This is a genomic window from Streptomyces sp. NPDC048639 (assembly GCF_043199075.1).
GTDB lineage: Bacteria > Actinomycetota > Actinomycetes > Streptomycetales > Streptomycetaceae > Streptomyces.
Genome location: NZ_JBICVP010000001.1, coordinates 689,345 through 702,588, shown reverse-complemented (window position 1 = coordinate 702,588; position 13,244 = coordinate 689,345). Strand labels below are relative to the sequence as shown.

The 13,244-nt window shown below is 70.9% G+C and carries 14 protein-coding genes; 5 read left to right on the top strand and 9 right to left on the bottom strand.

Features of this window, described 5'->3' with window-relative positions:
- The first annotated feature begins 40 nt into the window (after nucleotides 1–40).
- Both ACGFNH_RS03040 and ACGFNH_RS03035 read left to right on the top strand, forming a co-directional pair.
- A complete protein-coding gene (locus tag ACGFNH_RS03040; protein WP_393651209.1) occupies nucleotides 41–535 on the top strand; it encodes a DUF3145 domain-containing protein in 495 nt (164 codons plus the stop codon).
- A gap of 75 nt (nucleotides 536–610) precedes the next feature.
- Entirely contained in the window at nucleotides 611–1,486 is an 876-nt protein-coding gene (locus ACGFNH_RS03035) for an NAD(P)-dependent oxidoreductase (protein ID WP_393651208.1), read from the top strand.
- A gap of 87 nt (nucleotides 1,487–1,573) precedes the next feature.
- On the opposite strand, the gene fabF is transcribed toward ACGFNH_RS03035, so the two are convergent.
- From fabF to ACGFNH_RS03010, 5 genes are all read right to left on the bottom strand, one after another.
- Nucleotides 1,574–2,836, bottom strand: coding sequence for a beta-ketoacyl-ACP synthase II (gene fabF, locus ACGFNH_RS03030; RefSeq protein ID WP_393651207.1), 1,263 nt, complete (start codon nucleotides 2,834–2,836; stop codon nucleotides 1,574–1,576).
- Between the two features lie 76 nt (nucleotides 2,837–2,912).
- A complete protein-coding gene (locus ACGFNH_RS03025; protein WP_360850225.1) occupies nucleotides 2,913–3,161 on the bottom strand; it encodes an acyl carrier protein in 249 nt (82 codons plus the stop codon).
- Nucleotides 3,162–3,209: 48 nt separating this feature from the next.
- Entirely contained in the window at nucleotides 3,210–4,244 is a 1,035-nt protein-coding gene (locus tag ACGFNH_RS03020; protein ID WP_393651206.1) for a ketoacyl-ACP synthase III, read from the bottom strand.
- Between the two features lie 12 nt (nucleotides 4,245–4,256).
- Nucleotides 4,257–5,243, bottom strand: a complete 987-nt coding sequence (locus ACGFNH_RS03015) for an ACP S-malonyltransferase (RefSeq protein ID WP_393651488.1) — start codon at nucleotides 5,241–5,243, stop codon at nucleotides 4,257–4,259.
- Nucleotides 5,244–5,332: 89 nt separating this feature from the next.
- A complete protein-coding gene (locus tag ACGFNH_RS03010) occupies nucleotides 5,333–6,535 on the bottom strand; it encodes a PucR family transcriptional regulator (RefSeq protein ID WP_393651205.1) in 1,203 nt (400 codons plus the stop codon).
- A gap of 153 nt (nucleotides 6,536–6,688) precedes the next feature.
- Between ACGFNH_RS03010 and ACGFNH_RS03005 the strand changes: the two genes are divergently transcribed.
- On the top strand, nucleotides 6,689–7,345 hold the full coding sequence (locus ACGFNH_RS03005) for a pirin family protein (protein ID WP_393651204.1): 657 nt from the start codon (nucleotides 6,689–6,691) through the stop codon (nucleotides 7,343–7,345).
- Nucleotides 7,346–7,430: 85 nt separating this feature from the next.
- Here the strand turns inward: ACGFNH_RS03005 and ACGFNH_RS03000 are convergent, their stop codons facing one another.
- Nucleotides 7,431–8,246, bottom strand: coding sequence for a serine hydrolase domain-containing protein (locus ACGFNH_RS03000; RefSeq protein WP_393651203.1), 816 nt, complete (start codon nucleotides 8,244–8,246; stop codon nucleotides 7,431–7,433).
- Between the two features lie 160 nt (nucleotides 8,247–8,406).
- On the opposite strand from ACGFNH_RS03000, the gene ACGFNH_RS02995 reads away from it, so the two are divergent.
- Both ACGFNH_RS02995 and ACGFNH_RS02990 read left to right on the top strand, forming a co-directional pair.
- The gene (locus ACGFNH_RS02995) at nucleotides 8,407–8,865 is read left to right on the top strand and encodes a MerR family transcriptional regulator (protein WP_393651202.1); all 459 of its coding nucleotides are present in this window, start codon (nucleotides 8,407–8,409) and stop codon (nucleotides 8,863–8,865) included.
- A gap of 4 nt (nucleotides 8,866–8,869) precedes the next feature.
- Nucleotides 8,870–9,913 carry an aldo/keto reductase gene (locus tag ACGFNH_RS02990; RefSeq protein WP_393651201.1) on the top strand — a complete coding sequence of 348 codons (1,044 nt, stop codon included), beginning with the start codon at nucleotides 8,870–8,872 and terminating at the stop codon, nucleotides 9,911–9,913.
- A 100-nt stretch (nucleotides 9,914–10,013) separates the two neighbouring features.
- Here ACGFNH_RS02990 and ACGFNH_RS02985 read toward each other — a convergent pair whose 3' ends face one another.
- From ACGFNH_RS02985 to ACGFNH_RS02975, 3 genes are all read right to left on the bottom strand, one after another.
- Nucleotides 10,014–10,934 carry a DUF4429 domain-containing protein gene (locus tag ACGFNH_RS02985; RefSeq protein ID WP_393651200.1) on the bottom strand — a complete coding sequence of 307 codons (921 nt, stop codon included), beginning with the start codon at nucleotides 10,932–10,934 and terminating at the stop codon, nucleotides 10,014–10,016.
- 56 nt (nucleotides 10,935–10,990) lie between these two features.
- The gene (locus ACGFNH_RS02980; RefSeq protein ID WP_393651199.1) at nucleotides 10,991–12,229 is read right to left on the bottom strand and encodes an alpha/beta hydrolase; all 1,239 of its coding nucleotides are present in this window, start codon (nucleotides 12,227–12,229) and stop codon (nucleotides 10,991–10,993) included.
- Between the two features lie 155 nt (nucleotides 12,230–12,384).
- Nucleotides 12,385–13,107, bottom strand: a complete 723-nt coding sequence (locus ACGFNH_RS02975; RefSeq protein WP_393651198.1) for a TetR family transcriptional regulator — start codon at nucleotides 13,105–13,107, stop codon at nucleotides 12,385–12,387.
- Between the last annotated feature and the right edge of the window lie 137 nt (nucleotides 13,108–13,244).

Here is a 13,244-nt window from a genome sequence, read left to right as displayed (position 1 = left end):
CGCTGGGGAAGGCGAACCTCGTCCCACACTGGAGGTCCCGGTGACGACACGTGGAGTTCTCTACGTTCACTCCGCACCGCGTGCGCTGTGCCCGCACGTCGAATGGGCCGTCGCGGGCGTTCTCGGCGTGCGCGTAAGCCTCGACTGGATCAGGCAGCCCGCCTCGCCCGGGACATGGAGGGCCGAGTTCTCCTGGCAGGGCGAGCCGGGCGCGGCGTCCAAGCTGGCGTCCGCCCTGCGCGGCTGGCATCTGCTCCGCTTCGAGGTGACGGCCGAACCCTGCCCCACCGCCGAGGGCGAGCGCTACAGCTCCACACCCGACCTCGGCATCTTCCACGCCGTCACCGGCATCCACGGCGACATCCTGATCCCGGAGGACAGGTTGCGCGCCGCGCTGGCCCGGGCCGGGCAGGGCGAGACCGACCTGGAGGCCGAGATCGCCAGGCTGCTCGGCAAGCCCTGGGACGACGAGCTGGAGCCGTTCCGGTACGCGGGGGAGGGCGCACCGGTCCGCTGGCTGCACCAGGTGGTCTGAGCACCCGGGTGGTGCGACGGCCGCGCGATGCGCCGTTCTGTGCCCGGGGCGGGCCCTGCGCCGTAGCGTGCCCTCATGCCTGACACCACATCAGTGGCCGTTCTCGGAACCGGCATCATGGGCGCCGCGATGGCCCGCAGCATGCGCCGTGCGGGACTGGACGTCCGCGTCTGGAACCGCACCCGCGCCAAGGCTGAACCCCTGGCCGCCGAAGGGGCCCGTATCGCCGACGACCCCGCCGCGGCCGTCGAGGGCGCCGACGTCGTCCTCACCATGCTCTACGACGGCTCGGCCGCGCTCGCCACGATGCGCACGGCCGCCTCCGCCCTGGGGCCCGGCACCGTATGGGCCCAGTCCACGACCGCGGGCCTCGACGCCCTCGAGCCGCTCGCCGCTTTCGCGGCCGAGCACGACCTGTTGTTCGTCGACGCGCCCGTCCTCGGAACCCGACAGCCCGCGGAGCACGGGCAGCTCACCGTCCTCGCCGCGGGGCCCGAGGAGGCCCGTACCGTCCTGGCGCCCGTCTTCGACGCCGTCGGCAGCCGTACGGTCTGGGTGGCGGAGGACGGTGCGAGCGGAGCCGCGACCCGGCTCAAACTCGTCTGCAACAGTTGGGTCCTGGCCGTCAACAACGCCACCGCGGAGGCGCTCGCCCTCGCCGAGGGCCTGGGCGTCGAACCGCAGGGCTTCCTCGACGCCATCGAGGGCGGGACGCTCGACTGCGGCTACCTCCGCGTCAAGGCCGCGGCCATGATGTCCGGCGACTTCACGCCCAACTTCACGGTGACGACGGCAGCCAAGGACGCCCGGCTGATCGTGGAGGCGGGGGAGCGGGCCGGGGTCCGGCTCGACCTGGCCGCGGCCGGCGCCGAGCGACTGCGCCGGGCAGGGCAACAGGGCCACGGCGACGAGGACATGGCGGCGAGCTGGTTCGCGAGCTTCCCGGAGTGACGGCGTTCCCGGAACCCCGGTCCCGGGTGACAACGCAACGGCCCCTGCCCGGTGCAGCGCACCGGGCAGGGGCCGTGACGCGTCGGATCAGACGGTCCTGAAGGCCAGGACGACGTTGTGTCCGCCGAAGCCGAAGGAGTCGTTCAGTGCCGCGATGGTGCCCTCCGGAAGGGCACGGGCCTCGCCGCGTACGACGTCCGCGTCCGCCTCGGGGTCGAGCTTCGCGATGTTGATCGACGGCGGGGCGAGCCGGTGGTGCAGCGCGAGAACGGTGGCGACCGTCTCGATACCGCCCGCGCCACCGAGGAGGTGACCGGTCATCGACTTGGTTGCCGACAGGGCCATGTGGTCCACGTCGTCGTCGAAGATCTTCCGCAGCGCCTTGATCTCGGCCACATCGCCCTGAGGGGTGGAGGTGGCGTGCGCGTTGATGTGCGCGATCTCGGCCGGCTTGAGGTCGGTGCCGTCGAGGAGGTTCTGCAGCGCGTGCGCGATGCCGTTGCCGGACGGCTCGGGCTGCGTGATGTGGTGGGCGTCCGCGGAGATGCCCTGGCCGAGCGCCTCGGCGTAGATCCGCGCGCCGCGCTTGGCGGCGTGCTCGGCCGACTCCAGCACGACGACGCCCGCGCCCTCGCCGAGGACGAAGCCGTCACGGCCCTCGTCGTACGGCCGCGAGGCGCCCTCGGGGTCGTCGTTGTTCTTCGACATCGCCATCATGTTGCCGAACGCGGCGATCGGCAGCGGGTGGACGGCGGCCTCCGTGCCGCCCGCGACGACGACGTCGGCGCGGCCGGTGCGGATCATCTCGATCGCGTAGCCGATGGCCTCGGCCCCGGACGCACAGGCACTGACCGGGGTGTGGACGCCCGCGCGGGCGCCCACCTCCAGGCCGACGTTGGCGGCGGGGCTGTTCGGCATGAGCATCGGCACGGTGTGCGGGGAGACACGGCGTACGCCCTTCTCCCGCAGCACGTCGTACTGGTCGAGGAGCGTGGTGACACCGCCGATGCCGGAGGCGATGACCGCGCCCAGCCTGTCGGGGTCCATGGCCGCGTCCTCGCCGGCCCTGGCGGTGAAGCCCGCGTCGGCCCAAGCCTCACGGGCGGCGATCAGCGCGAACTGCGCCGAACGGTCCAGCTTGCGCGCCAGCGGCCGGGCGATGACCTCGCCCGGCTCGACGGCGATCTGTGCGGCGATCCGGACAGGAAGGTCGACGGCCCAGTCCTGCTTGAGCGCGCTGACACCCGAACGTCCGGCCACCAGGCCTTCCCAGGTCGATGCGCTGTCGCCACCCAGCGGTGTGGTTGCGCCGATACCGGTGACGACCACAGTGCGATTGGTCGCGTTCACAGGAATTCTTTCTCCACGTGTCGAGGGGTCCGAATCGACGGCGCCACCACGGGGTGGCGACAGGCGCTCGGCTGGATCAGTCCTGGTGCTTGAGGATGTAGTCGACGGCGTCGCCGACGGTCTTGAGGTTCTTGACGTCGTCGTCCGGGATCTTCACGTCGAAGCGCTCCTCGGCGGCGACGACGACCTCGACCATGGACAGCGAGTCGACGTCCAGGTCATCGGTGAACGACTTCTCACGCTGGACATCCTCGGTGGGAATTCCGGCGATCTCGTTCACGATCTCCGCGAGACCTTCGAGGATCTCTTCCTGGGTGGCGGCCATGGAGGCGCTCCTTCTGTGTCTTTCGCTTTCGCTGGTTGTGGATCTTGGCTAGGGGAGGGTAACGACCGTGGCGGCATAGACCAGACCCGCCCCGAAGCCGATGACAAGCGCGGTGTCGCCGCTCTTGGCCTGCCCGGTCGCCAGCATCCGCTCCATAGCGAGCGGAATGGAGGCGGCCGAGGTGTTGCCGGTGGTCTCCACGTCCCGGGCGACCGTGACGTGCTCCGGCAGTTTGAGGGTCTTCACCATCGAGTCGATGATCCGCATGTTGGCCTGGTGCGGAATGAAGACGTCCAGGTCGTCCGGGGTGATCCCGGCCGCGTCCAGCGCCTGCTGGGCGACCTTCGCCATCTCGAACACCGCCCAGCGGAAGACCGTTTGGCCCTCCTGGCGGATAGCCGGGAACTTCAGCTCGCCGTCCTCGCCGAGCGGAAGCCGGGAGACGTCGCCGACGCGGAAGTCGTCCCAGGGGACGGTCTGCGAGATGACGTCCGCTTTGTCGCCCTCCGAACCCCAGATGCTGGGGCCGATCGCGGGCTCGTCGGACGGTCCGACGACGACCGCACCCGCACCGTCGCCGAAGAGGAAGGCGGTGGAGCGGTCGGTCACATCGGTGAGGTCGGAGAGACGCTCGACCCCGACCACGACCACGTAGTCGGCGCTGCCCTCGACGACGAGGCCCTTGGCGATCGTCAGGCCGTAGCCGAAGCCCGCGCAGGCCGCGGAGATGTCGAACGCGGCGGCCTTGCCCGCGCCGAGCCGGTGCACGATCTCGGTCGCGATGGACGGCGTCTGCTTGAAGTGCGAGACCGTCGAGATGATCACGGCGCCGACCTGTTCGGCGGTGATGCCGGCAGCGGCGATGGCCTTGCCGGAGGCCTCCACCGACATCTCGGCGACCGTCTCGTCCGGCCCGGCCCAGTGGCGCGTCGCGATGCCCGAACGCGAGCGGATCCACTCGTCGGAGGAGTCGATGTGCTTGAGGATCTCCTCGTTCTGCACCACGCGCGTGGGGCGATAGCCGCCGACGCCGAGGACCCGCGCGTACGGGGAACCCTTGCTCGGCCTGATCTTCGCGGTCATGCTGCGCGGCTCCTATTCGGCGGTCTGGTCGGCGGACGAGACGCCCACCGCGTCAGCGGATGACAGGGGGGCCGACGTGGTGTCGGCGATGAGCTCGCGGGCGGCTTCGAGGTCGTCCGGGGTCTTCAGGGCGACCGTCTTCACACCGGGCAGGGCCCGCTTGGCGAGACCGGAGAGCGTGCCGCCGGGGCACAGTTCGATCATCCCGGTGACGCCGAGCTGCTGGAACGTCTCCATGCACCGGTCCCAGCGGACCGGGTTGGAGACCTGGTCGACCAGGCGCCGCACGATCTCTCCACCACCGGCGACGACTTGGCCGTCCCTGTTGGAGACGTACGCGGTGCTCGGGTCGTTGACGTCGAGGTCCGGTACGAGCGCCGCCAGCGTGTCTACCGCGGGAGCCATGTGGTGCGTGTGGAACGCCCCGGCCACTTTCAGCGCGATGACGCGTGCCTTCTCCGGCTTATTCTCGGTGAGGGCGGCCAACTGCTCCGCAGTGCCCGCGGCCACGATCTGCCCGGCACCGTTCATGTTCGCCGGGGTCAGACCCAGCCCCTCCAGGTGCGCGACCACCGCGTCGGGGTCGCCGCCGAGGACCGCGGACATGCCCGTCTCGGCCACGGCCGCCGCCTTCGCCATGGCCAGGCCCCGCTGCCGTACGAGAGACATGGCTGCCTCCGGGGCCAGCACACCGGTCGCGGCGGCCACCGTGATCTCACCGACGCTGTGCCCGGCCGCGGCACCGGCCAGACGTCCGACCTCACCGGGCGTCGCGAAGAGCTGCTGGGCCGCGACCAGTCCGGCGGCGACGAGCAGCGGCTGGGCCACGGCGGTGTCGCGGATCGCGTCCGCGTCGGCCTTGGTGCCGAAGTGCACAAGGTCCAGTTCGGTGACGGCCGACCACTCCTCGAGGCGCTCGGTGACGCCGGGAAGGTCGAGCCAGGAGGTCAGAAAGCCGGGCGCCTGGGCACCCTGGCCGGGAGCGACGAGTACGAGCACTCTCACACTCTCTCTTGTGGACGGCCGGTATCGCCGGTGGGGACAGGGACCAAGAACCGTCAGGGGAATTGTGGGTGTCCAACAAAAGGCTACGGCTTGGTTTCCGCGTGGGCCAGACGCCCCAGAATGAGAGCGATACGGAGGGTGAACGCCGACCGTACATCCGAGGGTGACCATCCGGTGACGTCGGTCACACGTCGAAGCCGGTAGCGCACGGTGTTGGGGTGCACGAACAGCATCCGGGCGGCGCCCTCGAGGCTGCTGGCCTGTTCCAGATAGACGCTCAGGGTCTCCAGCAGAGCCGATCCCGCTTCTTCGAGCGGTCTGTAGATCTCCTCCACCAACTGCTCGCGCGCGGTGGCGTCCCCGGCCATCGCGCGCTCGGGCAGCAGATCGTCCGCGAGGACCGGACGCGGCGCGTCCGGCCAGGCGTTGCACGCGCGCAGGCTGGCGGCCGCCGCCTGCGCAGATCGGGTCGCCGAGAGCAGGTCGCCGACGACCGGCCCCGCGACGACGGGACCCGCTGCGAACGGGCCGATCAGCCCCTTCGCGGTGCGGATCGGGTCGTTGCTGCCGCCGGCGATCACCACGAGCCGGTCGCCGAGAACGCCGGTGAGGACCTGCAGTTTGGCGTGCCGGGCGGCGCGGCGGATCGCCTCGACCGTCAACTCGCTGTCGCCGTCGGGGGCGGTGCCGAGGACGACGATCACGTGTTCCGGGGAGTTCCAGCCGAGGGCTGCCGCGCGGGAGAGGGCGCCCTCGTCGGCCTCACCGGAGAGCACGGCGTTGACCACGAGCGATTCGAGCCGGGCGTCCCAGGCCCCGCGGGCCTCGGCGGCCTGGGCGTACACCTGCGCCGTGGCGAAGGCGATCTCGCGCGCGTACACGAGGAGGGCCTCGCGCAGGGCGGACTCGTCACCGGGAGCCGCCACCTCGTCGATGGCGGACTCCATGACCTCGATCGTGGTGCGCACCATCTCGACGGTCTGGCGGAGCGTGATGGCCCGGGTCAGCTCGCGGGGCGCGGTGCCGAAGACATCGGTGCTGATGGCCTGCGGAGTCTCCGGGTGCCGGAACCACTCGGTGAACGCGGCGATGCCCGCCTGCGCGACGAGACCGATCCAGGACCGGTTCTCGGGTGGCATGGCGCGATACCAGGGCAGCGTCTCGTCCATGCGGGCGATGGCGTTCGCGGCGAGGCGGCCGGAGGACTTCTCCAGCCGCCGCAGGGTCGCGGCGTGGGGATGAGCGTCTGCGGATCCGGTATCAGGCACGGGACAAGACTGCCTCATCGGGACGAGCGGTCGGGGCGGCGGGGGCGGTGAGCGGTACGGGATGTGACGCGAGAGACACCTGGGGTGTACGGGGCGGGAGTGCTCCGCCAGGGGGCGCGGAGGGTGAGGGGACGGTGCGGCAGCGTCACCGCCCACGGTTACGGTGGGGTGATGGCTGACGTACGGCGGGGACGGGAGCGTTACCGGGGCGGAGACGCCGCGGCGGGGATCGAGTCGCTGCACGCGTTCTCCTTCGGCCACCACTACGACCCGGACAATCTGCGCTTCGGGGCGCTCATGGCCTGCAACGAGGAACGGCTCGCCCCCGGCGCGGGCTTCGATGAGCACCCGCACCGCGACGTGGAGATCGTCACCTGGGTCGTCGAGGGCGAACTCACCCACCGAGACTCGCAAGGCCACGCGAGCGTCGTCCGCACCGGTGACGTTCAACGCCTCAGCGCCGGCACCGGCGTGCGGCACGTGGAGCGCAACGACGCCGAGGAGCCGCTCACATTCGTGCAGATGTGGCTCGAACCGTCACGGCAGCCGGGCGGCGAACCGGAGTACGAGGTGGTGCGCGGCATCGCCGACGGCACCCCCTATGCGCTGGACCGCGCGGGGGCCGTCCTCCACATCCGTCGCGTCACCCCCGGCGAGCGCATCGCCCTGCCGGACGCGCCGCGGGTGTACGCGCATGTGGTGCGCGGCGCCGTGCGTCTGGACGAGTCGGTGCTGGGCCCGGGCGACGCGGTGCGGATCACCGGATGCGAGGGCCGCGAGATCGCGGCGATCGACGGCGCGGAACTCCTGGTCTGGGAACTGCGGTAGCGCGTACGGTCCGGCGTGGGAGCGGACACCTTCCCGCCTCGCGGTCGAACGGGCGGACCCGTCGCGGGAGTTCGCGGGCGGCGACTCAGCCGGACAGCTCGGCGAGCACCGCGTCCGTGAAGGCCGGCCACGCCTCGACCGCCCAGGGCCCGAAGGGCCGGTCCGCCAGTGCCACGCACGCCGCGCCCGCGTCCGGGTCCACCCACAGGAAGGTGCCGGACTGGCCGAAGTGCCCGAAGGTGCGCGGCGAGGACGAAGAGCCCGTCCAGTGGGGCGACTTGGAGTCCCGGATCTCGAATCCGAGGCCCCAGTCGTTCGGCTTCTGGTGGCCGTAGCCGGGGAGCACGCCGGACAGGCCCGGGTGCACCACGGACATCGCCTCGGCGACCGTCCGCGGGTGCAGCAGCTGCGGTGCCTGGAGCTCGGCGGCGAACCGGGTGAGGTCGGCGACCGTCGACACACCGTCCTTGGCCGGGGAGCCGGGCAGGTCCGTGGAGGTCATGCCGAGCGGCTGGAGCACCGCCTGCCGCAGGTACTCGGCGAAAGGGATCTCCGTGGCCTTGGCGATGTGGTCGCCGAGCACCTCGAAGCCCGCATTGGAGTAGAGGCGGCGCGTGCCCGGCTCCGCCGTCGTACGGTGCTCGTCGAAGGCGAGACCCGAGGTGTGCGCGAGCAGGTGGCGCACGGTCGACCCCTCGGGACCGGCGGGCTCGTCGAGTTCGACCGCGCCCTCCTCGTACGCGACGAGCACGGCGTAGGCGGCCAGGGGCTTGGTGACCGAGGCGAGCCGGAAACGGTGGTCCACCGGACCGTGGGAACCGGCGAGCGTGCCGTTCGCCCGTATGACGGCGGCGGCCGCGGTCGGGACCGGCCAGTTCTCGATCATGTGCAGGCTCTGCATGGGCCCGAGCCTAACGCGGGCCCGTGAGGCACCCTCCCGCGGCCGCAATCCTGTGCTGCTCCTCGAATTCTTCGCTTGCCTGGAGTGCACTCGAAGTCTCTAGCGTTGACGCTGTCGCGAGGGTTCCAGGGCTGACGGCCCGCGAAGGAAGGTGTGACGCATGACCGTGGCGGAGAGCGCGTCCGAGCAGGCGGTGCAGCTGTGCGCGGCGGTCCCTGCCCCGCCCCCGCGTCCGGAGGGCCGGGACCGCTACACGATCAGCGAGGTCGCAGCCTGTTCCGGCCTGACGGCGCACACCCTGCGCTGGTACGAGCGAATCGGCCTGATGCCGCACGTGGACCGGTCGCACACCGGCCAGCGCCGCTACACCGACAAAGACCTCGACTGGCTCGCCTTCGTCGGCAAGCTGCGGCTGACCGGGATGCCGGTCGCGGACATGGTCCGGTACGCCGAGCTGGTGCGGGAGGGCGACCACACGGTCACGGAACGGCACCGGCTGCTGCACGAGCACCGCGACGACGTACGCCGGCGGATCGCCGAACTGCAGGACACCCTCGCGGTGCTGGACTACAAGATCGGCATGTATGCGGACGCCCAGGGGGCGTCGGAGAGGTCCTGACACGATGAGCACAACAGGAACAACAGGAACAACCGGCAACGACCCGATCGACGCAGTCACCCTGGGCGCTTCCGGCCCCAGGGTCGGCGTGCAGGGCCTCGGTTGCATGGGCATGAGCTTCGCCTACGGCCCGACGGACGAGACGGAGGCGCGAGCGACCCTGGAGCGGGCGCTGGAGCTGGGCGTCACGCTCTACGACACGGCCGACATCTACGGGCTGGGGGAGAACGAGAAGTTCATCGCCCCGTTCGTACGGGCCCACCGCGAACAGGTCGTGCTGGCCACGAAGTTCGGCATCGTCCTGGACCCGGACAACCCGGCGTACCGGGGCTTCAGGAACGACCGCGCGTACATCCGGAGGTCCGCCGAGGGCAGCCTGCGGCGGCTCGGCGTGGACACCATCGACCTGTACTACATGCACCGTCGGGACGTGAACGTCCCCATCGAGGAGACGGTCGGCGCGATGGCCGAGCTGGTGCGGGAGGGCAAGGTCGAGCACCTGGGCCTGAGCGAGGTGACGGGCGACGAACTGCGGGCGGCGCACGCGGTGCACCCGATCGCGGCCGTGCAGTCCGAGTGGTCGATCTTCAGCCGTGACGTGGAGCGGACGGCGGTCCCCGCGGCGGCCGAACTCGGGGTGGCGTTCGTGCCCTATTCGCCCCTCGGCCGCGGCTTCCTCACCGGCTCGTTCGTGAATGCCGGCAGCGAGCTGGGGGCGGACGACTTCCGCAGGACGATGCCCCGGTTCAACGGCGACAACGCGGCGGCGAACGCGGATCTGCTGGAGCCGGTGCGCTCGATCGCCGAGGCGCGCCGCGCGACGACCGGACAGGTCGCCCTGGCCTGGGTGCAGCAGCAGGCCGAGCAGCACGGCCTGACCGTCGTACCGATCCCGGGCACGCGCAGGCGGAGCCGGGTGGAGGAGAACACCGCGGCGACCCGGCTCGTGCTCACCGATCAGGAGCTGGCGCTGCTGGAGCCGGTCGCGGGCAAGGTCGCGGGCGGTCGGTACCCGGACATGAGCTCCACGTCGGCGGGGCGCGAATAGCGGCGCTCTGCTGGGGAACCCGCTGAGGACGTGGGAGGTTAAGGAAGGCCGGGTTGCCGCGGGCGACAGCGCGGGCGCCGCACCTCCGGGCGCCCGGGCGCTACAGCTCCGCGAGCAGCTCGGCCTTTTTCGAGCTGAACTCGTCGTCCGTCAGCAGCCCCGCCTCGTGGAGCGCGCCCAAGTGCCGGATGCGGTCGGCGATATCGGCCGGGTCGGGGCGGCCCTTCGCGGTCACCGTCATGGTCGTGACGGTTCGCCGCGGCACGGCCGGCATCGTGTCCTCGTCCGGCTCGGCGGCCCGTACGGCTTCCAGCACCGCGGCCGCGAACGGCAACGACTCGTGGACCAGGCCGTACCCGAGCCCGAACACGACGGCCGCGGGATCCTGGTCCGCCTCCCCGGGCCGCTCCGTACGGGACGGACACCCCGTGGCATCGGCCTCTTCGCGCCGCACCAGCCGCAGATGGCCGTTGAAGACCTCCGGCGAGCGCCACTCGACGCCGGACAGCTCCTCCACCGAGAAGTTCTGGTCCCCGGCCTTCCACTTGGCCGACGACGCGCCCGTCCAGAACCAGCGGAAGGCGACCGACTTCCCGTCGAACGTCGCCTTGCCGTCATAGGCCTTGAAGTTGAGCGGCGGCGGGGGAGCGCTGACCAGGTACGCGTCCGCCGGAACGGACGCGGAATCGCCCAACGCGGCCCGCATCTCGTCCGCGTAGTACTCGGCGAGCACCTCGCGCTCGGCGGGCAGCACCAGCCGGTACGGGTCGCAGCCCTCCTTGAGCTGCCCGTCCGCGGCGTCCATGAGCGGATCGGCGCCGGGCCGGGGCACGGCGCGCAGCGCGACCGTCCCCCGCTTGCCCGGGGTGAGTTCGACCGCGGCCAGCGCTTCGTAGGGGATGCGCCGCTCGCCGAGAACCTGGAACAGCTTCGGCGTGCGAATCCCCCGTTCGAAGCGGATGAGCACGGAGTCCGTGTCGAACTCCCAGACGGTGTGAAAACCGGCCAGCACATCACCCATGCGGCTCATCGTATGCGGCGGCAGTCCGCCCGTCCCCCTTCTGAACGCTACGCGCGTCAAACCTCTACGGAGCCCGGAATTCCGTTCCGGCAGTCCGTCGCCGACATCGGCGCACAGTCGACGGACCCCAGAGCGCCTACCCCGATCTCGGCGAAATTCTCCAGGCTCTTGGTGCCGGGTTCGAAGTAACCGGCGTGGCCGACGGCGCCGTCCGCGGAGAGCACCCGCGCACCGAAGCCCGCGGACACCGGGTCGGCGCCGTGCCCCAGCTCGCCGATCTCCATGTACGGGACGTCCTGGATCCAGTCGTCCGCGTCCCGTGTGGCCCACACGCGGGCGCGCGTGCCGAGCCCGACCGCGCTCTGCGCCCGCATGCCGGGGCTGCCGGCCACGGCGATGTCGGTGACCTTGGAGGAGAGCGAGTGGGCCGCGACGCCGCAGACCACGGAGCCGTAGGAGTGGCAGAACAGGGAGACGCGCGAGGCATCCGTCAGTGTGTCCACGAAGGAGTCCAGCCGCACGGCCCCGCTCTCGGCGAGCCGTCCGGTCGCGGCATCCACGCCGAGGCCCGCGGGCGAGGTGTAGTCGGCCCAGGCCACCACCGCCGTACGGGCGCCGGGGCGTTCGGCGCGCTCGGCCTCGTACAAGGAGCGGGCCATGCCGACGGGGGCGGTGTTCGGGCGTTCGGTGCGCTCGAAGTTCGCCAGATTGGTGTCCACGCCGGGGACGACGACGGACACCTCGTCGGCGTTCGGGAGATCGCCGAAGACCTCGGCGGCGCGCCCCGGTCCCGTCGGGTCGAACGCCAGGATCTGCCGGCCCTTGGTGAGCATCGACTCGAACCGGTGCATGAGGCGTCCTGCCTCCTGGCGGCCCACCGCGCTGAGTTTGCGGTCCTTCATACGCTTCGCAGCGACCTGCCGGGCATCGTCTACCGCGAAGTGGTTCGCGCGGTAGCGCAGTTCCACAGGGGCCCCGCCCAGATTGCCCACGACCAGCGGGAATCGTTCGGCCAGACGGTTGTTCTGGGCGGTGGTGAGCGAGCTGAAGAACCGGGAGAGCTCGGCGGGCTTGGCATCCGGGTCGGGGAGGTCGCGACCGCTTATCCGCGCCTTGTTCCAGGCAGCGACAGCCGCCTCGCGCGGTCCGGGCGACGGATGGTGGTTCCGGATCGCCGTCCAGCCGGTGGTGGCCAGGAGGACGAACACGACGGCCAGAGCGAGCATTGCACGCCAGGCCGGGGAGTCGCCGGGCCAGGAAGTCGAGGTGGAGCCGAGCTCAGAGAAGGAAGACACTGCCGACCACCCTAAGAGAAGCGCAGGGTGGCCCGTGGAGGGGGTGACACAACTCACGTTTCATGCCGGTGCAATTACCGCCACATCGGACGACTGCCACGTCGGGCAGCTTCCACGCCTTTGCGGTGTGTTGTGTCCTGCCCCGGAGGCGCCCGTCAGTCCGGGGCGTGTTCCCGTCCGATGTGATCTGTGTCTCGCCAATCCTCGGACAGGGCGGGCCCCAAGTGATCCAGGTAGGACTCGGTGATCTCCCGGATCGCGTCCGAGCTGCAGTCGTGCCCCGCGCCCCAGAGCCGGCCGCTCACGCGCATCACGCCGCCGAACGCCGCGACCAGCACGCGGGGACGCGGGTCGCTGTCCACGTCGAGGTCCTCACGCCGGGCGATTTCCTGGGCGAGCCGCTCCTCCTGCTCCGCCGAACGCCGCAGATGGACCGCGAGGAGGGCGGGCGTCGACTCGATGACCTGGTACATGCGCATATGCAGTTCGGGCGGCACGGCCTCCTCGATGGCCTGCCCGATGGCGTCCCAGGCGTGGAGGACGGCATGACGCAACGCGGTCATCGGCGGTTCTTCGGCGGGGCGTTCGCACACGGCGGCGTGGAAGAGCTCCTCCACCACGTCCTGGACCGCGAAGGCGACCTCTTCCTTGTTGGCGAAGTAGCGGAAGAAGGTGCGCTGGGAGACCTCGACGGCGTCGGTGATCTCGTCGACTGTCGTCCGCTCGTAGCCCTGCGTCGTGAAGAGCTCGAGGGCGGAGCGGACCAGGGCGTTGCGCGTGCGCTGCTTCTTCAGCTCCCTGAGGCCGGTGTGCGGGGTCGGCTCCGCAGGGGGAGGCGTGGGTGACGGAGCGGACTCCGTCCCATGGTGAGGTGTCATCTCCCTGCCCTTTCCGGGCCACGTTTTCCCTGTTCAGGATACCTGTGAGCTATATGACAGTTACCGACTCGTGAATCGGTTTGTCAACTGTCAGTAGCTGTCATTAGCCTCCCATTATGACGCCACAGACCACCGTC

Coding starts and splice junctions, on each gene's coding strand:
- ACGFNH_RS02985 (WP_393651200.1), bottom strand. CDS start 10,934: ATGGGTGATGTGCTGGCCGGTTTTCACACCGTCTGGGAGTTCGACACG.
- ACGFNH_RS02975 (WP_393651198.1), bottom strand. CDS start 13,107: ATGACACCTCACCATGGGACGGAGTCCGCTCCGTCACCCACGCCTCCC.
- ACGFNH_RS03025 (WP_360850225.1), bottom strand. CDS start 3,161: ATGGCCGCCACCCAGGAAGAGATCCTCGAAGGTCTCGCGGAGATCGTG.
- ACGFNH_RS02995 (WP_393651202.1), top strand. CDS start 8,407: ATGACCGTGGCGGAGAGCGCGTCCGAGCAGGCGGTGCAGCTGTGCGCG.
- ACGFNH_RS03000 (WP_393651203.1), bottom strand. CDS start 8,246: ATGCAGAGCCTGCACATGATCGAGAACTGGCCGGTCCCGACCGCGGCC.
- ACGFNH_RS03010 (WP_393651205.1), bottom strand. CDS start 6,535: ATGAGGCAGTCTTGTCCCGTGCCTGATACCGGATCCGCAGACGCTCAT.
- ACGFNH_RS02990 (WP_393651201.1), top strand. CDS start 8,870: ATGAGCACAACAGGAACAACAGGAACAACCGGCAACGACCCGATCGAC.
- ACGFNH_RS03005 (WP_393651204.1), top strand. CDS start 6,689: ATGGCTGACGTACGGCGGGGACGGGAGCGTTACCGGGGCGGAGACGCC.
- ACGFNH_RS03020 (WP_393651206.1), bottom strand. CDS start 4,244: ATGACCGCGAAGATCAGGCCGAGCAAGGGTTCCCCGTACGCGCGGGTC.
- ACGFNH_RS03035 (WP_393651208.1), top strand. CDS start 611: ATGCCTGACACCACATCAGTGGCCGTTCTCGGAACCGGCATCATGGGC.